Genomic DNA, 21,987 nt, shown 5'->3' with positions numbered 1-21,987 from the left:
TAAAATCGTCTAATCGATGATGGCCATTTAGTTACTTGTTACCCCCGAGGCCGCCTTTCAGGCCCGTGGTCAGGCCATTGAGCAGACCGCCCACGCCGCCGCCCCCTTGCCCGTTGCCGTTGACCAGGGTACCGACCTGGCCCACGGTGCCGCCCACGGCATTGACCGTCGCCCCCAACTGGGTGGTGACCGGGTTGTTGCCGGCTGCGGCAATCTGATTGCCCACCCCGCTGACTGCGCTGCCCACCTGGGTGACCAGGCCGTTGACCGGCGCACCGATGCCGGTTGCAGCGCCTACCTGCTGGGTAACGCTGGTCACACCGCTCACCACCGGGGTGAGGCCGGCGCCCACGCTGTTGCCCAACGCAGCGGTGGGCACCCCGGCCGGCACGCTGGCCACGCCATTGCCGCCCAGTACCGGCCCCAGCGAGGCCACGGTCTGGCCCACCTTGTTGACCGTGCTGCCTGCGGCGTCGAGCAGGCCGTTGCTGCTGCCGGCGCCGAGCCCGCTGCCCAGGCCCGCCACGGCGCCACCGGCGGTTTCCAGCAGCCCCGCACCGGGGGCGCTGCCACCGCTGCCGGTGCCGGTGTTGACCAGGCCACCGCTGGTGCCGACCGCCGTGCCGACATGGCTTACCAGCCCGCCGACGGCGGTGGTCAGCGGGTTGCCGTTGCCGGCACTGGCGACCTTGTCGCCCACCCCGTCGACTGCGCTGCCAACCTTGTTCAACAGGCCGCTGACCGGTGCACCCACCCCGGTGGCATCACCCACCTTGCCGGTGGCGCCTTCCACCAGCGACACCACCTTGACCACCTGGTTGCTCAATTGCTGGTTCAGGTTGCCCAGCTTGCCGGTGGTGCTCTGGGTGCTGAGGGTATCGCCAAGCATCACCACCACGTCGCCGACCTTGTCCACCACACCGTTGACCACGGGTATCTGTTCGATCAACTGGCTGCTGGCCACCGACTTGACCCCGCCGCCGATATCCGACACCCCGTTGCCCACGCCCTTGACCGTCTCGCCCAGGGCATTGCTGCCAGTGCCAAGCGTACCCAAGCCCTTGCCCAGGCCATCGCCGATGCTGGTGACGGCGTTGCCGGTGGCCGTCACCAGGTCGCCGGCACCGGTGCTGCCCACTACCGGTACGCCGCTGACGGCGTTGCCCACGCCGGACACGCCCGTGCCCACGCCCGACACGCCGCTGCCAACCTGGGCCACCACCTGGCCGACGACCGTGGTCGAGGTCGTGCCACCACCGTTGTTGCCGCCACCACCATTGTTGCCACCGCCGCCATCCGTACCGCCACCGCCGGTGCCACCACCGCCGTCCGTACCGCCACCGCCAGTACCACCGCCGCCGTCCGTACCGCCACCACCTGTGCCGCCACCACCGTCAGTACCGCCGCCGGTACCGCCACCACCACTGCCGCCATCGGTACCCGAATCGGGTGTGGAACTGCTTACGTGACTCTTGTGACCGCCACCGCCGCTGCTGCAACCGGCCAGGCTCACGGTCAAGATCAACATCACTGCCGTACTTGCTTTGATCCACGCTTGAGTTTTCATGGCGACTCCCTGCTACTGCTGCCGCTGCTTTTATAGGTGTGAAGCACCGGGTTTCCGGCCACTCCACGTCCGTTGCAGCTATCTGAGCGCGCAGGCGCAAGGGGAACAATTCTGAGCTTGGTATTAACCCGATATATACAGTCGCAGCACCAGCAAAAGCCCTTTTGCTTCAGGCACTTGAAAGCAAGGGGAAGGTGCTTTGGCAGCCCTTCCCCTTTCGCGTTATATCCATCTTACGGGTGCGGGGTCAGTCGTTGACCTGGAACTCGACCCGCGCGGTCTGCCCGCTGGCATCCAGCACGCTGAGCTCGTAGCGCCCCACCTCCTCCAGGTTCACGGCCAGCGCCGCCTGGGCTGTGGTCTCGCCCAGGGGTGCGCCGTTGAGGAACCACCAGCGCTGGCCTTCGCCACCCAGCGCCGAAACGCTCAGGTGCAGGGCATCGCGGCTGGTGGCGGGACGGCGCAACTGGTCGCCCGGGCGTATCCCCACCACCGACAACGGCGCGGCACTGGCCGGTACCTGCGGCGGGCAGCTCGGGTCGATGGCCGGCAAACGCGCCTCGCGCCGCTCCAGGCGCGGCAACCACGGGTCCAGTGGTGCCGGCCACAGCGCGATGTCGCGCGGCGCGGCCCCCGCACAGGCTGCATCCACTCGCAGGCCCCGGGCATTCACCCATACCTTCTCCAGCAGCCCCACACCCAGGGGCTGGTCCTGCGCGAGCAGGGTCGGCGGCGTGGTGTTGTCCAGGGTCCAGGCAAAGCGCTGGCGCCGGCAGTTGGGGTCGGTGCGTGCCATCGGCTGGCCCAGCGGCCAGCAGATCGCGGCCACCCCGACGTTGCCCGGCACTGCCGGCACCGGGGCGGCAATGCCGCGCTGGCTGTCGCGGTTGCTCAGCACGTCATGCACCTGCAGCATCAGCGGCGCGGCCGAGGCCAGGCCGAACTGCCCCGGCACCGGGGTGCCGTCGGGGCGGCCGATCCAGATGCCGATCAGGTAGCGCGGCCCCACGCCGATCGACCAGGCATCGCGAAAGCCGTAGCTGGTGCCGGTCTTCCAGGCCAGCTGCGGGCGCTGCACCAGTTCGGCGTGCGGGTCGCGGTCGGGACGCGCCTGGCCACTGAGGATGCGCCGGATGATCCACGCCGAGCCCGGCGACAGCAGCCGGCGCTCGACCAGCGGCGCATCCGGTTGCAGGCGCAGCGGCGCGCTCATGCCGTCGCGGGCGAACGCACTGTAGCCACTGACCAGGTCTTCGAGGCGGCTGCCGGCGCCGCCCAGGATCAGCGACAGGTTCGGCTCGGCCGCCGTCGGCAGGCTCAGCGGCATGCCGCCCATGCGCATCTGCGCGGCAAAGCGCTTGGGCCCGTAGGCTTCGAGCAACTGCACCGCCGGCAGGTTGAGCGACAACGCCAATGCCGAGCTGGCCGCCACCGGGCCACTGAAACCCATCGAGAAATTGCCGGGGCGATAGTCGCCATAGCGGCGTGGCACATCCTGCAGCAACGACTCCGAATGGATCAGGCCGTCATCCATGGCCATGCCGTACAGGAACGGCTTGAGGGTCGAGCCCGGCGAACGCAGGGCAGTGATCATGTCGACGTGGCCGAAACGGCGCTCATCGCCAAGGTCCACCGACCCCAGGTAGGCGCGCACTGCCATGGTCTGCGACTCCACCACCAGGATCGCCGCCGAAGTGCGCTCGGGCAGGCGTGCGCGCCAGCCCAGCAGCAGGTCTTCCAGGCGCCGTTGCAGCGCAGCGTCGAGGGTGGTGTGGATCAGCGGCGGGCTGTCGGCACGGTTCAGCCGGCGAGCCAGCAGCGGAGCCAACGCCGGCTCCTGGCGTGGTGCCAGCAGCAGCGGTTCTTCCTGCGCTTCGGCGATGCGCTGCTGCGGCCACACCTGGTACTCGCCCAGGCGTTGCAGCACCTTGTCCCGGGCCAGGCGCGCGCGCTCCGGGTGGCGGTCGGGGCGCAGACGGCTGGGCGCCTGGGGCAGCACCGCCAGCAGCGCGGCCTCGGCCGGGGTCAGTTGCAAGGGCGACTTGCCCAGGTACGCCCAGCTGGCCGCCGCCACACCCTGCAGGGTGCCGCCGAACGGTGCGCGGTTGAGGTACAGCTCCAGGATCTGGCGTTTGGACAGGTGCCATTCCAGCTGGGCGGTGCGCCACACCTGGCGCAACTTGCCCGGCAGCGTGCGCGAGTGCGGGTCGAGCAGGCGCGCCACCTGCATCGACAGCGTGCTGCCGCCCGACAGCACGCGCCCGCCCGTGAGGTTCTGCCAGGCGGCACGGCCCAGGGCCAGCGGGTTGACCCCGGGGTGCCGGTAGAACCAGCGGTCCTCGTAGGTGAGCAAGGCTTCGAGGTAGTAAGGCGACACCTGATCGAGGGTGACCGGGTAGCGCCACACGCCCTCGGCATCGGCAAAGCGCCACAGCGGCGTGCCGTCTTCGGCCAGCACCACCCGCGCCAGATCGTCGGCCGGCATCGGCAATGGCCACAGGCGATCAGCCAGCCACAGCAACAGCACGCAGGCAAAGGCGGCGCACAGCAGCCGGGCGATGCGCGAGCGGGGTCGGGCTAAGCTGAACATCAGGCGCGGACACCTTTTTGCGTGGGTGAGGAACCGAGCCGGCAGGATGATGGCCAAAGCTCTGGGCACGGCGACTGCGCCGTAGCGTCGATCAGGAAGCGATTATGCATGTAGAAGGTTTTTTCGAATGGCTGGGGCAAGCGCTCGGCGCGGTGATCCGCTTCGTGGTGGATGCCCTGAGCGGGTTGTTCAATCTGCTGGCCAATGCCGGCGGCAACTTCATCGACGGCCTGGCACGCACACTGGGCATGGACACCTCGCTGGTCAGCATCCTGATGCTGGTGATCGGCCTGCTGTTGCTGTACTCGGCGGTGCGCGCGTTCATGCGCGCCTCGATCATCATGGGGATCATCTGGCTGATGCTGGGGTTGTGGGTGTTGAGCTGGGTGGTGCGCTAGAAGCTTCGCCGGCAAGGCCGGCTCCTACAGGCGTCTGCAGGAGCCGGCCTTGCCGGCGAAGGGGCAACTGCTAGCGCCCCAGAATCACCATGTCACCCGGGCTCTCGCCCACCGCCTGCCAGTTGGGCCGGTACATCGACTCCACCTGCACCGGCGGCACGCGGTAGGTGCCCGGCGTGACCGCACGGGCCAGGTACAGCAGGTGCGTCACGCCGTACGGGTCGACGTTCATCGCCGCCACGTAGCGGTCATCGCGAAACTCCTGGTGCACCACGTTGGCGTTCTGCATTGCTTCACGCCATTCCTTCACTGCACTGCTGGCGTTGTCCAGGCTGGCCGCACTTTGCGCCAGGTTCTGGTTTTCCAGCTCCAGGCCCGCCGGCAGCAGGTCGACGATCAGCGCGTCCGGCACCCGCTCGTTGGCGCGGATACCAATGTGCACCAGCACCAGGTCGCCACTCTTGAGCGACTTGATGTTCAGTGCCCGGCCATTCATGCCCAGGTACTCGCGGTAGATGCTCATGTTGGTGCCCACCGCACGGGGTGCGAAGCGCGGGTAACCCGACACGGTCAACTGCTGGTACACGGTCTTGTCGCTGGTGTTGGTCACGGTCAGCGGCGAGGCCAGCAACGGCCCCTCCAGCTTGAGCCCGGCCTGGGTCGGGCCCAGGTCGCGCAGCTCGCCCGCGCTGTCCAGGCGTGCACTCCAGCGGCCTTCAGGCTGCTTGAGCATGCCACGCCCGGCCATGAACAGCGCATTGCGCTCCTGGGTGGACAGGTACGAGCTGCTGGCCATCTTGTCCGACAGCTCGAACAGCCGCTGGTCGAGCTGGTCGGTGGCCAGCTTGTTCTCTTCGAGCAGGGCCAGGATCAGCGCCTCGTCACGTACCGGGCTGCCATAGTCGCTCAGCCACACGTCCTGGCGCTTGACCGCCAGGCCCGCCTGCAGGGCCTGCGCCGAGCGCGGCTTGTCGCCCATCTTGTCCAGTGCGATCGACAGCTGTACCAGCGGCAGGCCCGAGCGTGCATCGGCGCGGCGCTCGAACAGGCTGCGCAGGGCACCCAGCGGGGCCTGCTGGGTACGCGCCAGCACCAGCGCCGCATACGCCTGTACCGCGAAGCGGCTGTGCTCGGCGTTGCTGGTGTAGTACGGCTCGATCAGGTTGCGTTCCTGCAGGTAGCGCAGCAGGCGTTCGTTGGCCTTTTTCAGCGCCTCGGGCGGCACCGCATAGCCTTGCTCGCGGGCACGCTGCAGGAAGTCGGTGACATAGGCAGTCAGCCAGTACTCCTCGCTGTCGTCCGCGCTCCACAGGCCGAAGCTGCCGTTGTAGCGCTGCATGCCGAGCAGGTGCTCGATGCCCATCTCGATCTTGCGCTGGCGCACCTTGGGCTCTTCACCCTTGATGCCCAGGCGCTCGAGCGTCTCGGCATCGGCGTACAGCGACGGGTACAGCCCGCTGGTGGTCTGCTCCAGGCAGCCATAGGGGTAGGCCTCGAGGGCACGGATCTGCTCGGCGATGTTCAGCGGCGGGCGGCTCGACAGCGACAGCATCGCCTCCAGGCCCTGGGGTTCGAACGCGGCCAGGTCCTCGGCGGGCAAGGTCCATGGCTGGTCCTTGAGCGCGGCGCGGTAGTGCCTGAGCTGCGCCGGGTAGGCCGGGCGAATGCCCAGGGTCCACTCGCGGGTGAAGGCGGTGTTCGGTTCGCCCGGCAGCACCAGGCCGCTGACCTGCACCTTGACCTTGCCCTGGCCCAGGCCACCCACGGCCTGCACGCCCAGCAGCGAGGTCACGCGCTGGCCGTCACGCAGGCTCAGTGGCTGCTCGGACGGGGTCAGCAGGTTCAACTGGCCCTCGGTGGTCACCTTGACCGTGAACTTCTGCGCCTTGCCCGACAGGTTGGACAGGTCCAGCGCCAGCTCGGTACGGTCGCCGCCGGCCAGAAAACGCGGGGCCGACAGTTCGGCGATCAGCGGCGCGGCGACCACGGTCTTGGCCTCGGCCATGCCGAAGCGCTCGTCGGTCCAGGCCTGGGCCATCACCCGAAGCTCGCCGTTGAAGTCGGGGATGTCCACCGTCGCCTGACCTTCGCCCTTGGCGTCCAGGGTCACCGGGGCGCTCTGCAGGGCCACGATGGTCACGCTGGTGCTGGGACGCTTGCCGCCCTTGGCCATGGCCGCGTCACCGCCGAATGCCAGGCTGGCCAGGCGGCCCTGCCCGGCTTCGATCAGCTGGCCGTAGATATCCAGCTGGTCGGCGCCGTAGGCCTTGCGGCCGAACATGCCGGTGAACGGGTCGGGGGTGGCGTAGCTGGTGATGTTGAGAATGCCCACGTCCACCGCGGCCAGCAGCACCTGCACCTGCTTGGGGATGCTGCCATCGGCATTGCGCGCCTGCACCTTGACGGTGAGCGGCTGCTTGGGACGCATCTTTTCCGGGGCCTTGAGGGTCAGCGCCAGCTTGCGCTCGGCGCGATCCAGCGGCAGGTGCAGCACGCCCACGGCACGTTTGGGCGTGGCATTGGCCTTGCGCTCGCCAGGGCGGATCACCAGGGCGCTGACGTACAGGTCGTGGCGGGCCCATTTGGGGTCGAGCTTGACCGCGTAGGTCTTGCCCTCGGCAGGCACGTCGATTTCTTCCCACCACAGCGGGCCGTCATTGCCCTCGACGATCAGGTAACCCTTGCCGGCAGCCGGCGGGGTCACGGTGATCTGCGCGGTGGCGCCATCGGCGTAGGCCGGCTTGTCCAGCGCCAGCTTGACCTGGTCGGGGCGCACGGCGCCGCCGTCGGTGTTGTCCTGGGCACGCCAGCCAGCCCAGAAGCGCACGCTGCTGGTCACGCCGGTGCTCGGGTCTTCGACCTCGACACGGTACGGGCCCCATTCCACCGGGAAGCTCAGCTTGGCAGTGCTGCCGGCCTTGATGCTGACCGGCTGCTCGGACTGCAGCAGGAATTTCTCGTTGTAGTTGTAATCCCAACCATCGCTGGAGGAATAGTTCCAGTAGTAGTCGCGGCGCTCCTGAATCAGGCGCACCTTGAGGTTGTCAGCGGCCAGCTTGTGGCCGTCACGGTCGGCCATCAGCAGTTCGAACTCGACCGGGGTGTTGCCGTCGACCTCTTCGCCGTCGAACAGCCCACGCAGGCCGGGCATGCGCTCGGCCGGCCAGATCGGCTGCTCCAGGCGCCGGGTGATCGGCCGGCCACCGGACTCCTGCAGGCTGGCCTGCACGCTCAGTTGCAGCGGCGAATGCGCCTCGGACCAGCGGCTTTCGATCTGCAGCGTGGCATCGCCCGACGCGTCCAGGGTGGTTTCGTCCAGTTCCAGGTCGTGGCTCAGGTCTTCCTCGGTGATCGAGCCGAACTGGTAGCCCGGCAAAGCCGGCACCGCTTCGCGCAGCGGGCGCACGTAGGCCTGGCCGCTGAGGCGGTTGCCCGAGGCCGGGGCGCCGTAGAGGTAGCGGCCATTGACATGGATTTCAGCGGTTTCACCCGGGCTCAGCGGGGTCGCGCTGCCCTTGAGTTCCAGGGCCAGGCGCTCGGGCATGAAGTCTTCGACAAGGAACTCGAACACCTGCTTCTTGCCGCCGCCCAGGTCGAACACCAGCTGCCAGCGCCCGGTCGGGGCTTCGCTGGCCAGTTGCAACTGGTACTGGTAGAAGCCATTGGCATCGGCCTCCCACACGAACTTGCGGCTGACCTGTTCATCCGGACGACGCACCTCGACACTGACCGGCTGGGCCTTCACCGGCTTGCCGTCCTGGTCGCGCAGCAGGCCGTTGAGCAGCACGGTTTCACCCGGGCGATAGAGGTCGCGCGGGCCGAACACGAAAAACTGCAGCGGGTTGGCCTGCGGCCCGGTCAGCGCGAATTCGGAGAGGTCGAGCGCGGCGCTGTTCAGGCGCAGCAAGGTGGTGTGCACGCCCTGCTTGGCCAGCAGTACGTCGGCCTTGGGCGGCATCGGCAATTGCGCATGGCCATCGCCGTCGGTCTTGGCCTGGGCCAGCAGCTTGCCTTCGCGGTCGAGCAGTTCGAGGTTGACCCCGTCCAAGGCCTTGCCGCCGTCCAGCGCCTGGGTGAACACGTCCAGGCGGTTGGTGTAGCGATGCGCCGACAGCCCGATGTCACTCAGGGTGAACAGGGTGGCCGGCTGCGAATAGTTGTAGCGGCCCGAGGCACGCATCACCGCCAGGTACACCCCCGGTTCCTGCAACGGCTTGATCCCGGCAATCGGCAGCAGCAGGGTTTCGCGGGTGTTGCGCACCGGGTTCAGGTCGAAGCGGCCGGCATACACCAGGTCGGCCTTGCTCAACAGTTCTTCGGAGTTGTAGTACTCGAGCGAGGTGTTGCGGCCCCAGCTGGCCAGGAAGCTGGACATCGACTCGGGCTTGATGCGGAAGAACTCGACGTCCACCTTGTCGATGTTCAGCGCGATCACCGGCAGGCCTTCGGCCAGGCGCGTGGGCAGCAGCGAGCCGCGGCTGGCGAAGCCCACGGTGGGCTGCATGTCGCGGGTTTCGAGGCGGCTGACGTATTCGCTGGGGAGCTTCTTGCCGTTCACCCCGAGCAGGCCGGCATCCACGGTCAGCACCAGCTTGCGCTGCGGCTCCAGGTGGCGCAGGCGCAGCTCCATCTGGTTTTCGCTGAGCTCCCACGCGCCGTCGAGCTTGCCCCGGGTGGTGTCCACCAGGTGCACGCGCTCGGCAAGGTTCTGGTCCTTGTCCAGCGGCACCGAGAAGGTCACCGACAAGGCGCTGGCACCGTCGACCTGCACTTCGGAAACGTCTACCACCGTCAGCTCGCGACCGGCGTAGCGCTCGCCCAGGCTCGCCTGGGTGGGCGCCGGGGTCGCCGCCGGGGCCGGTGCAGCTGCGGGCGCGGCCGGTTCGGCGGGGGCCGGCGCCGGGGCTACCGGGGCGGCCTGTTCCGTTGGCGCGGGGGCCGGGGCCGGTTTATCAGTAGACGAGTCGCAAGCACTGAGCAGCGCCATGGCGCACGCCAGCCACAATCCTTTGTTGAGCATGGAGGGTAACTCTTCCGGTAGCAGGGTCTGAGACGAGCACTATATAGCAAGCTCGCGGGCATCGCTGATCGAGGCGCCCGGCGTGAGACAGCGTTCACCAGTTTTAGTGCCGGGGGCGGCTACAATGCCGGTTCTCAAGGAGCCTGCATGTCCCGACTACTCAGCGACTGGCGCGACCGTCCGACCCACCACAGGGTCTGGGCGCTGGCCGCGCCGATGATTCTTTCCAACATTTCCGTGCCCATGGTGGCACTGGTGGACAGCGCCGTGATCGGCCACCTGCCCCACGCGCACCAGCTCGGCGCCGTGGCGGTGGGCGCCAGCCTGTATACCTTCCTGGCGTTTCTGATGGGCTTCCTGCGCATGGGCTCCACCGGCTTTGCCGCCCAGGCGGCCGGACGCGCCGACGGCGCCGCGCTGCGCCAGGTGCTGGTGCAGGGGCTGCTGCTGGCGTTGCTGTTCGCCGTGCTGCTGGGGGCACTGGCGATTCCCTTCAGCCACCTGGCACTGGGCCTGATGCAACCGAGTGCCGCGCTGCAGGAAAACACCCTGGCGTTCTTCCACACGCGCTTGCTCGGCCTGCCGGCAGCGCTGGCCAGCTTTGCCCTGGTGGGGTGGTTTCTGGGTACGCAGAACGCCCGTGCCCCGCTGGCGATCCTGCTGACCACCAACCTGCTCAACATCGTGCTCAACCTGTGGTTCGTGCTGGGGCTGGACTGGGGTGTGCTGGGCTCGGCGCGGGCGTCGGTGATCGCCGAATGGTCGGCCGCGCTGCTCGGCCTGGCGCTCACGCGCCCGGCCCTGCGCGCCTACCCCGGGCAGGTGGCCTGGGCGCTGCTCAGGCGCTGGCAGAGCTGGCGCCCGCTGCTGAGCGTGAACCGCGACATCTTCATTCGCAGCCTGGCGTTGCAGGGGGTGTTCTTCCTGATCACCGTGCAGGGTGCGCGCCTGGGCGAGGCGACGGTGGCGGCCAATGCGCTGCTGCTCAACGGCCTGCTGCTGACCGCGTATGCACTGGACGGTCTGGCGCATGCGGTGGAGGCACTGTGCGGGCATGCGATCGGCGCCGGGGACCGCGGCGCATTGCGCCGTTCGATGACGGTGGCGTGTGGCTGGTCGTTGATCGTCAGCCTGGGGTTTGCCGGGGTCTTCCTGCTGGGCGGGCACTGGTTCATCCAGTTGCAGACGGATATCCCCAGCGTGCGCGAGACGGCGTTCGAGTACCTGCCATACCTGGCGCTGCTGCCACTGGTGGCGGTGTGGAGCTACCTGCTCGACGGGTTGTTCATCGGCGCGACAAGGGCACGGGAGATGCGCAACGGCATGCTGCTGAGCGTGGCGATAGCACTGCCGTTCGCCTATGCGGCCAGCGGGCTGGGCAACCACGGGCTGTGGCTGGGTTTTCTGCTGTTCATGGGGCTGCGGGCGGTGACGCTGGGGGTGATGGGGTGGCGGTTGCAGCGGCGTGACGGGTGGTTTGTGGTGTAAGTGCCGGCCCTATCGCGGGTCAAGCCCGCTCCCACAGGTACTGCATCAGCTTCAAGGATGATGAAAAACCTGTGGGAGCGGGCTTGACCCGCGATTACGGTCAGGAGGACAGGTAGGACGAGCGGGTCAGCCCGAGGCGCAAGGCATCCAGGAACTGGGTACGCTCACGCGCCGTGATCTTCGCGCTGGCGCATTTGTCGCGGTAGTGGGTCATCAGCTCTTCGGGCGACAGGTGCACGTAGCGCAGCATGTCCTCGATGGTGTCGTGGGTCTCGATGCCGGCGTGGTACACGCTGCCGTTGGGGTTCTGGTAGATGTTCACCGAGTCGGTGTCACCGAACAGGTTGTGCATGTCCCCGAGGATTTCCTGGTACGCGCCCACCAGGAAGATCCCCAGCAGGTAGTCCTCGCCCTCGTTGATGGCGTGTACCGGCAGGCTGGTCTCGATGCTCTGCTCGTCGACGTACTGGTTGATCTTGCCGTCCGAGTCGCAGGTCAGGTCCTGCAGCACCGCACGGCGCAGCGGCTCTTCGCCCAGGCGATGCAGCGGCAGGATCGGCAGCACCTGGCCGATGGCCCAGGTGTCGGGCAGGCTCTGGAACACCGAGAAGTTGCAGATGTACTTGTCGGCCAGCTTGTCGTTGAGCTCGTCCAGCACCTGGCGGTGCGAGCGCTGGCGCGCCTTGAGCGAGTTGTGCAACCGGCGGCACACGGCAAAGTAGCACTGCTCGGCCAGGGCCTTCTGCGCGAGGGTGATCTTGCCGTCGGCGTATTGCGCGGCCACGTCGCTCATGTAGTGGGTGGCACGCCAGTAGGTCTCGGTGACCATCTCGATGTCGGTCGGGCCCAGCAGGTCGGCCAGCCACTGCACGGTTTCGGGCAGGCTCTGCTTGTCCTCGATCTCGGGTACTTCGTCGTTGTGCTTCTCGACGTCGGTTACCTGCACCACCAGCATCGCGTGGTGCGCGGTCAGCGCGCGGCCGCTCTCGGAGAAGATGTGCGGGTGCGGCAGGCCCTGCGCGTCGCAGAACTCCTTGAGCATGCCCACCACCACGCCGGCGTAATCGTCCATGTCGTAGTTGATCGAGCTGGCATTGCGCGAGTGGGTGCCGTCGTAGTCCACGCCCAGGCCGCCGCCCACGTCGATGTGGTCCACTGGCAGGCCCAGCGCACGCAGCTCGCCGTAGTAGCGGATGGCTTCCTTGAAGCCGTGCTGGTAGTCCGCCAGGTTGGCGATCTGCGAGCCCATGTGAAAGTGCAGCAGGCGAATGCCCTGGTCCAGGCCGGCATCGCGAAAGCGCTGCACTACCGAAATCAGCTGCGCAGCCGACAGGCCGAACTTGGACTTCTCGCCGCCGGTATCGGCCCACTTGCTCGAAGCCAGCGACGACAGGCGCACGCGCAGGCCGACCTGCGGCTTGACCTTGAGGTCGGCGGCTTCCTCGATCACCAGTGCCACTTCGGATTCTTTCTCGATCACGATGAACACGTTGTGACCCAGTTTCTGCCCCATCAGCGCCAGGCGGATGAACTCGCGGTCCTTGTAGCCGTTGCAGACGATGGTGCCGCCCTTGGGCGCCAGCGCCAGCACCGCCAGCAGCTCGGGCTTGGAGCCGGCCTCAAGGCCGATGGACACGTTCTGCGTGGCGATGATGTTCTCCACCACCGCTTCCTGCTGGTTGACCTTGATCGGGTACAGCGCGGTGTACTGGCTCTGGTACTCCAGGCGCGCGATGTTGGCGTCGAATGCGCCGGTCAGCTGGCGCACGCGGTGTTGCAGGATGTCGGGGAAACGTACCAGCAGCGGCAGCGACAGGCCGCTCTGGCGCAGCTCGTCGACCTGCTCGTACAGGTCGATCGGCGCACTGTCCGGCCCGTTGGGGCGTACTTCGACGCGCCCGGCCTCGTTGATCGCGAAGTAACCCGCGCCCCAATGGCGAATGCCGTAAACACTGCGGCTGTCGGCCACGGTCCATTGGCTGCCATCGTCTTTGCGTGTGCGTCGTACGGACATCGAAGTCCCCTATAAAGAAAGTCGTGAACACCGGCCAGGGCGTGCTGGCCAGTGTAGAAAATGAAGATGACGATTCTCCCTGTTCAGGCATAGACCCCTGCCCAGGGAACGAGTTTAGAAGTGCTGCAGGAAAAACCTCGCAGCGGCCATCAGCCGCCGGACTTTTTCGCCTTGAAGCCTTGCTTGATCAGCTCGGCCAGCAACAACTCGACGTGGTCGCCCTGGATCTCGATGACGCCGTCTTTCAACGCGCCGCCCGTACCACAACGCCGCTTGAGCGTGGTGGCCAGTTCCTTGAGTTGATCCAGGGGGAGCGGTACGCCACTGATGGTGGTCACCGTCTTGCCGCCACGGCCTTTGCTTTCACGACGCACACGGGCAATGCCGTCGCCTTCGGGGATGAGTGTCTGCTTGCAGATGCAGGCATCGACGGGTTTGCTGCAGTCCGGGCAATGCCGGCCTGCATCGGTGGAGAACACCAGGCCACCGAGGGCGGCGAATGATGCGGCTTTCTTGGCCACTTTTGATCCTCTGCGTTGAGGACAAAAACTGGTCGATGCCCCGGGGCGAGGTACCGACCGCGAAGCCCCACTCTGGCAGGGGCAGCGCACCTGCCGCGGCAAGCCGTGGCAGGGTGAAAAGGCCGCGCAGTGTAACCACAATTGCGCCGAATGCTAAGTGCAAAACTGCGCCATTTTGCTTGGCTTTCGCGACGTCAGCCGCGCTGCGCCACGAAACGGTTCAGCGCCGCCAGCGAGTCGGGGCAGTAGGGGGTGCTCAGGCTGTCGTCCAGGGCTGCCTGCAAGGGCATGAAGCGGGCCTGGCTGACCTCCTCGGGCTGCAGGCGCAAAGGCCCGTCCCAGACCGCCGAGAACACCGCGCACCAGAGCCGGTTGCCAGGCTGGTCGAAGAAGAAGCGCTCGTGGAAGCTCAGCGACACGCCGCTCACCCCCAGCTCCTCGGCCAGCTCGCGCGCGGCGCAGCGCTCGTAGCTTTCGTGCTCGTCGACCATGCCGCCGGCGGCCACATCCCAGTAGCCGGGGTAGATCGCCTTGCTCAGGGTACGCTGGTGCACGCACAGCTCGCCGGCACTGTTGAACAGCAGGATGTAGGTACCCCGCCCGATCAGCCCCTGCTCGCGCAGCTCGGCCCGCGGCCTGGCGCCGAGCAGGTTGTCCTGCTCGTCGACCCAGGCGATGCGTTCGGCATCCGAGGCGGCGCGGTGCGCCGCCTCGCTCTGGCTGAACAGCATCAGCCCTGGGACAGCAGCTGGCGCAGGTCGATCACTGCGGCGTTGGCGCGGGAAATGTAGTTGGCCATCACCAGCGAGTGGTTGGCCCACATGCCGAAGCCGCTGCCGTTGAGTACCATCGGGCTCCACAGCGGCTCCTGCGAGGCTTCCAGCTCACGGATGATCTGGCGCACGCTGACGGTGGCGTTCTTCTTGGCCAGCACGTCGGCGAAGTCGACCTCGATGGCGCGCAGCAGGTGCGACAGCGCCCAGGCCTGGCCACGGGCTTCATAGAACACGTTGTCGATCTGCAGCCACGGCGTCTCGACCACTTCCTCGTCCAGCTGCGGCACCTGGCCCGGCACCACCGATTCGGTCTTGAGGGTGGTGTTGAGCTTGACCCGGCCCACGCTGGCCGACAGGCGCTGGGACAGCGAGCCCAGGCGCGTGGCCACATCGCCCAGCCAGTTGTTGAGGTTGTCGGCACGGGTGTAGAACAGCGCGCCCTGCTGGTCTGGCGAAGCCAGACGCTTCTGGTAGCGGTTCAGCGAATTGATGCCTTCCTGGTACTCCGACTCGCTCGACGGCAGGATCCAGCTCTTGTTGTCGAAGTTGAAGCGCGGCTCGGCCTTGGCAAGGTCGGCGTCTTCGGCCGACTGCGACTGCGAACGGGCGAAGTCCTTGCGCAGGGCACGGCTGAGGTCACGTACCTGCACCAGCACGCCATATTCCCAGCTGGGCATGTTGTCCATCCACAGGCCCGGCGGGAAGCGGTCGTTGGAGATGTAGCCGCCTGGCTTGTCGAGCAGGGTGGCAACCACGGTCTTGAGGGTTTCGACGGTGGTGTAGCCGACGACCATCTGCTGGCCGTTGCGCTCGGCGGCGGCCTGGGCGTTCTGCTGCACCGGGAACAGGTCGGGCTCCTGGCTCCAGTACCAGCCCAGGGCGATGGTCACCAGCAGGTACAGACCGATCAGGGTGCCCAGCGCCCGGCTGAACAACAGCCCGCCGAAGTAGCTGCGGGTGCCCGAGCCACGGGCGTCCACCCGCTCGCGTGCCTCGGCTTTGCCTGTACGGTTTTTCCAGTCCAGCATGGCGTTGTCCTTTCTGTCAGGTCGTGTCCAGGGTTCGACCGCGCGGCCCCCGCTTCGTGCCCACGCCGGCCAGCATTGTGTGCCAGCGTGCGCGGCCGGGGCGCCAGCCAAGCCTGCACTATAAATCAAGCGCGCCGCTTCGCATAAGTGACTAACGGGTCAGGAAAGGAATTTAGCGCCACCCCAGTTAATTGATGCAGCACACTCGATTGCCGGAAAAGTGGTGCTAGCATAGAGCCATCACTCGAATTGCCTCACCCCTTACAAGTAGTCAGGACATGACCGAGCCAGAAGACCCGAATCGTGCGCGCCTCAAGCAACACTTTGCCCAGCGGGTCATTCACCAGGCCCGGCAAATTCTCGAAATCTGGCAGCGCCTGCAGCGCAGCGAGTGGACCAGCTGCGACCTGAGCGAGCTGGGCGAGGCCAACCTGCGCCTGCAGCGCTACGCCGAACGCTTCGAGCAGCCCGAGCACAGCCTGCTGGCCGATGCCATCGGCCAGACCCTGGCGGCGGTGGAGGCCAACAGCGCGCGCCTGAGCAGCAGCCTGATCAACGAACTCAACCGCCTGATGCAGCGCCTGTCGCGTACCGGGCTGCGCCAGGGCGACCAGCTCGAGCGCACCCCGCTGCCGCCGCTGCGCAAGCCCATCTACGTGATGCTGCAGGACCACGAGCGCGCCGAGCGCCTGGCCAAGCAGCTGGAGTTCTTCGGCCTGGGGGTCGAGCCGCTGTACAGCCCCGAGGCGTTCCAGGCCTCGATGGCCGAGCGCCTGCCGGCGGCGATCGTCATGGATGTCGACTTCGGCGGCCAGGGCCAGGGCCTGCAGCTGGCTGCCCAGGCCCAGCAGGGCCTGGAGCAGCGCGTGCCGCTGCTGTTCTTCAGCCTGCACGAAACCGACACCCCCACCCGGCTTGCCGCGGTACGCGCCGGCGGCCAGGAATTTCTCACCGGTACCCTGGAGGCCTCCAGCCTGCTGGAAAAGGTCGAGCTGCTCACCAGCGTGACCCAGTACGAACCGTTCAAGGTGCTGGTGATCGACGACTCGCGGGCCCAGGCACTGCACACCGAGCGCCTGCTCAACAATGCCGGCATCGTCACCCGCACCCTCACCGATCCGATCCAGACCATGGCCGAGCTGGCCGACTTTCAGCCCGACCTGATCATCCTCGACATGTACATGCCCGCCTGCACCGGCACCGAGCTGGCCAAGGTGATCCGCCACAACGACCGCTATGTGAGCGTGCCGATCATCTACCTGTCGGCCGAGGACGACCTGGACAAGCAGCTCGATGCCATGAGCGAGGGTGGCGACGACTTCCTCACCAAGCCGATCCGTTCGCGCCACCTGATCACCACCGTGCGCAACCGTGCGGCCAGGGCGCGCAACCTCAAGGCGCGCATGGTGCGCGACAGCCTCACCGGGCTGTACAACCACACGCACATCCTGCAACTGCTCGAAGACTGCAGCTTCCGGGCGCGGCGCGAAGACCGCCCGCTGAGCTTTGCCATGCTCGACATCGACCACTTCAAGAAGGTCAACGACAGCCACGGCCACCCCATGGGCGACCGGGTGATCAAGAGCCTGGCGCTGTTTCTCAAGCAGCGCCTGCGCAAGACCGACTTCATCGGACGTTATGGCGGCGAAGAGTTCGCCATCGTGATGCCCAACACCGACCTGCACGCGGCGCACAAGGTGCTGGACGAGATTCGCCGGCGCTTTGCCGAGATCCACTACCCGGCGCAGCCGCGTGACCTGTCGTGCACCTTCAGTGCCGGGGTGGTGCAACTGAGCGACGGGCTGGATGCGCTGAGCATGGCCACCGCAGCGGACGAGGCGCTGTACCTGGCCAAGGGTGCGGGGCGCAACTGCGTACAGCGGGTCGAGGCCTGAGCCTTTTCGCCAGCAACCTGGCCGCTGTAGGAGCCGGCGTTGCCGGCGAAAGGGCCACCATTTAGCCACTTTATTTCGCAACACCCCTGCCATCGTCATAACCACGTCATAAAAACGCAATAACTTCAGGCACTTGCCATCCCGCCGTTGGTAGAGCCCGCTCATGCGCCTGAAGTTGCTGACCAATCTGAACACCCTGCTGCTGGTAACCGTGTGCCTGGCCCTGGGGGCGACCCTGTGGTGGTCGCAACGTGCCCTGGAACAGCCCTACCTGTTGATGGAGCGTTACCTGGCGCTGTCCCAGCAGTTCCAGAACCAGGTGGCCCGCAACACCCAGGATTACCTGAACAGTGGCGATGCCCTGCGCCACGCCACCGCCCTGCAAAGCACCCAGGACCTGCAACAGGAACTGGCCCAGCTGCCCGATGAGCTGGCCGCGCAACTGCGCCCCAGCCTCGACACCCTGCAGGCATTCACCGCCAATGAGCTGCTGGCCGCCGGCAAGCTCGCCGGCGACCCCCAGGCCCTGTTGCTGCAGGCCGAACGCGAACTGGGCGCCAACCTCGAACAGCTCGCCCGCTACGCCCACGACAGCGGCCACCCCGAGGCGGCGCACTACCAGTCGGCACTGCTGGAAGCCAGCCTGCACCTGGGCCGCCTGTCGCTGGCGCGTGACAAGCTGGTGAGCAGCGGGCGCAGCGAGCTGGCCGACGAGGTGGAGCGCGAACTGCAACTGATCATCACCCAGGCCAAAGCCCTCGACGCCCTGCCATTGCTGGGCGTGACCGCAGCGGTGGAATCCGGCGCCGACGACTTCGCCGCGATGATGGGCCTGCAGAGCGAGGCCACCACCAGCGCCGAAGACGTCGGCGTGGCCCTCAAGCGCGAGCTGGGCAGTTTGCTGGCGCGCTACCCGGCAGAACTGCAGCGCACCCGCGCGCAGATCGAGCGCCGTACCGAACTGGCCACCACCACCCAGGCGCGCATGGCCGCCGTGCAGCAGGCCATCGCCGACCTGGAACCGGGGGTGCGCGCGCAGCATGGGCAGATCCAGGGCGAAGTGCGGGTGATCCAGGGCCTGATGATCGGGTTGATCCTGCTGATCGCCCTGCTCATCGACACCTTGCAGCGGCGCCTGGCGCGGGTGCTGGGCAACCTGGCGCCGGCGCTCTCGCAGTGGGCCGGCGGCGACTTCAGCCAGGCCATTGCGCTGGGGCGCAGCAACCGCGAAATGCACGACATCCAGGACTCGCTCAACCGCCTGCGTGCCTACCTGGTAGACCTGGTGGGCACCATCCGCAGCAACGCCGAGCAGGTGGCCGGCAGCAGCCACGCCCTGGCCGGCATGAGCAGCGCGCTGCACGACGGCGCCGAGCGCCAGGCCGGCGACACCGCGCAGATCCGCGATGCGCTGGGCGAACTGGAGGCCACCATCACCCAGGTGGCCGGCGATGCCAGCCAGGCCGCCGACGCCAGCCGCCACGCGGGGCTGGCGGTGGAACAGGGCCAGGCGGTGATCGGCCAGAGCCTGAGCGGGCTGCGCCTGCTGGTGGACGAGGTGCAGGGCAATGCACAGATGATCGAGGGCCTGGCCCAGGAGTCGGCGACCATTGGCGGCGTGCTCACGGTGATCCGCTCGATTGCCGAACAGACCAACCTGCTGGCCCTGAATGCGGCCATCGAGGCGGCAAGGGCCGGCGAGATGGGCCGCGGCTTTGCCGTGGTGGCCGAGGAGGTGCGTTCGCTGGCCCAGCGCACCACCGGAGCCACCGGCGAGATCCAGACCCTGATCGCGCGCCTGCAGCAGGCGGCACGCGAATCGGTGGAAGGCATGCGCGCGCAACTGGAGCACGCCGAGGCCACTGCCCAGCAGGCGCAGTCGGCCGATGGAGCGCTGGACGAGATTGTCGCGGCGATCCAGACCATTGCGCAGACCGCCGTACGCATCGCCGACGTGACCGCGCAGCAGAGCGGTGCGGTGAGCGAGATTCGCGACCATAGCGAACGGATCCACGAACTGGGCGCGGACAACCTGGAGCGCATTGGCGAGGGGCGCGAGCAGGGTGAGCATCTGCTGCGCCTGGGCGGGGAACTGAACACCGCCGTGCAGGCGTTCCGGGTCTGATCCAGGGGACTCTCGCGGGTCAAGCCCGCTCCCACAGGTATGCATCCTGATTGAGCCAGATGCATTGTCTGTGGGAGCGGGCTTGACCCGCGATGGGTTCAACTCGATTGCTCCTGCTCAAACTCCGTTATCATTGCCCCCACGTTCCCCCCAGCGAGACCGCTCATGCGTCGCCTGCTTTGCCTCCTGCTTCTGGTCCTGGCCCTGCCCGCCATGGGCGCCGGGCTGCTCGACAACCGCCCCAGCGCCACCCTCGGCGCACCGGGCCTGAACAACAGCGCCGACTTCCTGCCCGTGCGCGAAGCCTTCAAGCTCAACCTGATCCAGGGCGACGCCCAGGCCATCAAGCTGCGCTTCGTCACCACCGAGGGCTACTACCTCTATCGCCACCGCTTCCAGTTCCGTACCGAACCTGCCGACATCGCCCTGGGCACCGCGCAGCTACCTGCCGGCGAGGCCAAGCACGACGAGTACTTCGGCGACGTCGAGGTGTACCACGGCATCCTCGACATCGACCTGCCACGCACTGCCGACCAGCGCCCCTTCACCCTGGTGGTGAGTTATCAGGGCTGCGCCGACAAGGGCCTGTGCTACCCGCCGGAAACCGAGCGCCTGAGCATCGACGGCGTCGGGGCCGCGTCCACCGCCGCCGCCCCGGCCAGCAGCAATGCCTGGAGCTGGAAGGAAATGCTGCTGTTCTTTCTTGCCGGCGTCGGCCTGACTTTCACCCCCTGCGTGCTGCCGATGCTGCCGATCCTTTCCGGGGTGGTGCTGCGTGGCCAGGTCGGTGGCGGTCGCGGCCTGGCCCTGTCGCTGGCCTACGTGCTGCCGATGGCCGCCTGCTTCGCCCTGCTCGGCGCGCTGATGGGCCTGTTCGGTGCCCAGCTCAATTTGCAGGCACGCCTGCAATCGGCCTGGGTGCTGGTGCCCTTCGCGGCATTCTTCGTGGTATTCGCCCTGGCCATGTTCGGCCTGTTCGAACTGAAGCTGCCGCAGTTCATCAGCAGCCGCCTGGACCGCGTGGCCGGGCAGACCAAGGGCGGCTCGCTGCTGGGCGCCGCCGTACTCGGGGTGGTTTCCAGCCTGCTGGTCTCGCCCTGCGTGTCGGCGCCACTGGCCGGTGCGCTGCTATATATAAGCGCCAGCGGCGATGCCATCGGCGGGGCGCTGAAACTCTTCGCGCTGGGCCTGGGCATGGGCGCGCCGCTGCTGCTGGTGGCCACCGGCGGTGCGGCCTGGCTGCCCAAAAGCGGGCCGTGGCTGGTCACGGTGAAGAACGCCATCGGCGTGCTGCTGCTGGGCCTGGCCATCGGCCTGCTCAGCCGCGTGCTGCCCGGCCCGCTCACCCTGCTGCTGATCGGCCTGCTTGCAGCCGGCGTGGCGCTGTTCCTCGGCGCCCTGGAATTCGGCGTGAAGACCACCGGCCAGCGCCTGGCGCAGCTGCTCGGCCTGTTGCTGCTGGCCTACGCGCTGGCCTGCTGGTACGGCGCCTTCAGTGGCCAGGCCGACCCGCTGCGGCCACTCCCCGCCCCCGCCAGCACCCCCTCGGCCGCACCGGTCAGCGCCTGGCAGACGGTGAACACCCCCGCCGCCCTGGATGGCCTGCTGGCCGAAGCCAGGGCGGCCGGGCAACCGCTGCTGCTGGACTGGTACGCCGACTGGTGCATCAGTTGCAAGGTGATCGAGCATGACGTGCTCGGCGATCCGGCCGTGCAGGCGCAACTGCAGGGCTACCGCCTGGTACGGTTCGACATCACCCAAAGCAACACCGAGCAACGCGCGCTGCTGGACCGCTACCAGCTGTTCGGCCCGCCGGGCTTCCTGGTGTTTGCCGCGAACGGCAGCGAAAAAACCGACAGCAGGGTGATAGGCGAGGTAAAAGCCGGCGAATTTGCCGAACACCTGGCGCGCATTCGCAGCGAAGTGGGTCTATAACTGCTGGGGCCGCTTGAAAAGCGCCACGGATGACCGAAATTGGCAAGATAGTCATAAATTTCGCGCGAATCTCGGTCATCGTGCTGGCTATTGCAGGTAACTGGACAGTGCTCGGCAGTTTGCGGCATAGTCGCCGCGCTACGTTTTTGCCCGACAATAAAAGGAACCGCAGATGGCAACGCTACTGGTGCTGCATGGCCCCAACCTGAACCTGCTAGGCACCCGCGAACCGGGCGTCTACGGGGCCGTGACCCTGGCCCAGATCAACCAGGACCTGGAGCAGCGTGCACGCGCCGCCGGCCACCATCTGCAATACCTGCAAAGCAATGCCGAGTACGAACTGATCGATCGCATCCACGCCGCACGCAACGAAGGGGTGGACTTCATCCTGATCAATCCGGCGGCTTTCACGCACACAAGCGTCGCATTACGTGACGCATTGCTGGCGGTGAGCATCCCATTCATCGAAGTGCATCTGTCCAACGTGCACAAGCGCGAGCCGTTTCGCCACCACTCCTACTTTTCAGACGTCGCCGTAGGGGTGATCTGCGGCCTGGGCGCCACCGGCTATCGCCTGGCCCTGGAGTCCGCCCTGGAACACCTGGCAGCGCACGCCAAACCCTGAATAAC

13 protein-coding genes are annotated in these 21,987 nt (G+C 67.2%); 6 read left to right on the top strand and 7 right to left on the bottom strand.

Annotated features, from left to right (window positions below; all coding sequences use genetic code 11):
- Positions 1-31: 31 nt before the first annotated feature.
- A complete protein-coding gene (locus tag FW760_RS24635) occupies positions 32-1,528 on the bottom strand; it encodes a collagen-like triple helix repeat-containing protein (RefSeq protein ID WP_446444070.1) in 1,497 nt (498 codons plus the stop codon).
- Between the two features lie 286 nt (positions 1,529-1,814).
- Positions 1,815-4,157, bottom strand: coding sequence for a peptidoglycan glycosyltransferase PbpC (pbpC, locus tag FW760_RS24630; protein ID WP_043860926.1), 2,343 nt, complete (start codon positions 4,155-4,157; stop codon positions 1,815-1,817).
- Positions 4,158-4,261: 104 nt separating this feature from the next.
- Here pbpC and FW760_RS24625 point away from each other — a divergent pair, with 104 nt between their 5' ends.
- Positions 4,262-4,555 carry a hypothetical protein gene (locus FW760_RS24625; RefSeq protein WP_043860925.1) on the top strand — a complete coding sequence of 98 codons (294 nt, stop codon included), beginning with the start codon at positions 4,262-4,264 and terminating at the stop codon, positions 4,553-4,555.
- A gap of 70 nt (positions 4,556-4,625) precedes the next feature.
- Here FW760_RS24625 and FW760_RS24620 read toward each other — a convergent pair whose 3' ends face one another.
- The gene (locus FW760_RS24620; RefSeq protein ID WP_116052647.1) at positions 4,626-9,575 is read right to left on the bottom strand and encodes an alpha-2-macroglobulin family protein; all 4,950 of its coding nucleotides are present in this window, start codon (positions 9,573-9,575) and stop codon (positions 4,626-4,628) included.
- A 147-nt stretch (positions 9,576-9,722) separates the two neighbouring features.
- Here FW760_RS24620 and FW760_RS24615 point away from each other — a divergent pair, with 147 nt between their 5' ends.
- Entirely contained in the window at positions 9,723-11,063 is a 1,341-nt protein-coding gene (locus FW760_RS24615; RefSeq protein ID WP_054916714.1) for an MATE family efflux transporter, read from the top strand.
- 100 nt (positions 11,064-11,163) lie between these two features.
- Here FW760_RS24615 and speA read toward each other — a convergent pair whose 3' ends face one another.
- From speA to FW760_RS24595, 4 genes are all read right to left on the bottom strand, one after another.
- Positions 11,164-13,077 carry an arginine decarboxylase gene (gene speA / locus FW760_RS24610; RefSeq protein ID WP_043860454.1) on the bottom strand — a complete coding sequence of 638 codons (1,914 nt, stop codon included), beginning with the start codon at positions 13,075-13,077 and terminating at the stop codon, positions 11,164-11,166.
- Positions 13,078-13,226: 149 nt separating this feature from the next.
- A complete protein-coding gene (locus FW760_RS24605; protein ID WP_043860455.1) occupies positions 13,227-13,598 on the bottom strand; it encodes a translation initiation factor Sui1 in 372 nt (123 codons plus the stop codon).
- 194 nt (positions 13,599-13,792) lie between these two features.
- Positions 13,793-14,329 carry an NUDIX hydrolase gene (locus FW760_RS24600; protein WP_116052644.1) on the bottom strand — a complete coding sequence of 179 codons (537 nt, stop codon included), beginning with the start codon at positions 14,327-14,329 and terminating at the stop codon, positions 13,793-13,795.
- Complete coding sequence (locus FW760_RS24595; protein WP_043860457.1) at positions 14,329-15,402, bottom strand: DUF2333 family protein; 1,074 nt, start codon at positions 15,400-15,402, stop codon at positions 14,329-14,331. The genes FW760_RS24600 and FW760_RS24595 overlap by 1 nt, the downstream gene beginning before the upstream one ends.
- Before the next feature lie 278 nt (positions 15,403-15,680).
- Between FW760_RS24595 and FW760_RS24590 the strand changes: the two genes are divergently transcribed.
- The 4 genes from FW760_RS24590 to aroQ all read left to right on the top strand — a co-directional run bounded on the left by FW760_RS24590 (position 15,681) and on the right by aroQ (position 21,982).
- Positions 15,681-17,297 (top strand): response regulator, encoded by a 1,617-nt coding sequence (locus tag FW760_RS24590; RefSeq protein ID WP_043860458.1) that lies wholly within the window; start codon positions 15,681-15,683, stop codon positions 17,295-17,297.
- Between the two features lie 163 nt (positions 17,298-17,460).
- Positions 17,461-19,422, top strand: coding sequence for a methyl-accepting chemotaxis protein (locus FW760_RS24585; RefSeq protein WP_054916139.1), 1,962 nt, complete (start codon positions 17,461-17,463; stop codon positions 19,420-19,422).
- A 165-nt stretch (positions 19,423-19,587) separates the two neighbouring features.
- Positions 19,588-21,357, top strand: coding sequence for a protein-disulfide reductase DsbD (locus FW760_RS24580; protein ID WP_446444069.1), 1,770 nt, complete (start codon positions 19,588-19,590; stop codon positions 21,355-21,357).
- A gap of 172 nt (positions 21,358-21,529) precedes the next feature.
- Positions 21,530-21,982 carry a type II 3-dehydroquinate dehydratase gene (gene aroQ / locus FW760_RS24575; protein WP_043860461.1) on the top strand — a complete coding sequence of 151 codons (453 nt, stop codon included), beginning with the start codon at positions 21,530-21,532 and terminating at the stop codon, positions 21,980-21,982.
- Positions 21,983-21,987: the final 5 nt, after the last annotated feature.

The organism is Pseudomonas sp. 1176_21, assembly GCF_052850635.1.
This window is presented reverse-complemented; position numbering and strand designations above follow the sequence as displayed.

Excerpts from the sequence above, each read along its gene's own strand:
- FW760_RS24635 (WP_446444070.1), bottom strand. The coding sequence starts at position 1,528 with ATGTTGATCTTGACCGTGAGCCTGGCCGGTTGCAGCAGCGGCGGTGGC.
- pbpC (WP_043860926.1), bottom strand. The coding sequence starts at position 4,157 with ATGTTCAGCTTAGCCCGACCCCGCTCGCGCATCGCCCGGCTGCTGTGC.
- FW760_RS24625 (WP_043860925.1), top strand. The coding sequence starts at position 4,262 with ATGCATGTAGAAGGTTTTTTCGAATGGCTGGGGCAAGCGCTCGGCGCG.
- FW760_RS24620 (WP_116052647.1), bottom strand. The coding sequence starts at position 9,575 with ATGCTCAACAAAGGATTGTGGCTGGCGTGCGCCATGGCGCTGCTCAGT.
- FW760_RS24615 (WP_054916714.1), top strand. The coding sequence starts at position 9,723 with ATGTCCCGACTACTCAGCGACTGGCGCGACCGTCCGACCCACCACAGG.
- speA (WP_043860454.1), bottom strand. The coding sequence starts at position 13,077 with ATGTCCGTACGACGCACACGCAAAGACGATGGCAGCCAATGGACCGTG.
- FW760_RS24600 (WP_116052644.1), bottom strand. The coding sequence starts at position 14,329 with ATGCTGTTCAGCCAGAGCGAGGCGGCGCACCGCGCCGCCTCGGATGCC.
- FW760_RS24595 (WP_043860457.1), bottom strand. The coding sequence starts at position 15,402 with ATGCTGGACTGGAAAAACCGTACAGGCAAAGCCGAGGCACGCGAGCGG.
- FW760_RS24590 (WP_043860458.1), top strand. The coding sequence starts at position 15,681 with ATGACCGAGCCAGAAGACCCGAATCGTGCGCGCCTCAAGCAACACTTT.
- FW760_RS24585 (WP_054916139.1), top strand. The coding sequence starts at position 17,461 with ATGCGCCTGAAGTTGCTGACCAATCTGAACACCCTGCTGCTGGTAACC.
- FW760_RS24580 (WP_446444069.1), top strand. The coding sequence starts at position 19,588 with ATGCGTCGCCTGCTTTGCCTCCTGCTTCTGGTCCTGGCCCTGCCCGCC.
- aroQ (WP_043860461.1), top strand. The coding sequence starts at position 21,530 with ATGGCAACGCTACTGGTGCTGCATGGCCCCAACCTGAACCTGCTAGGC.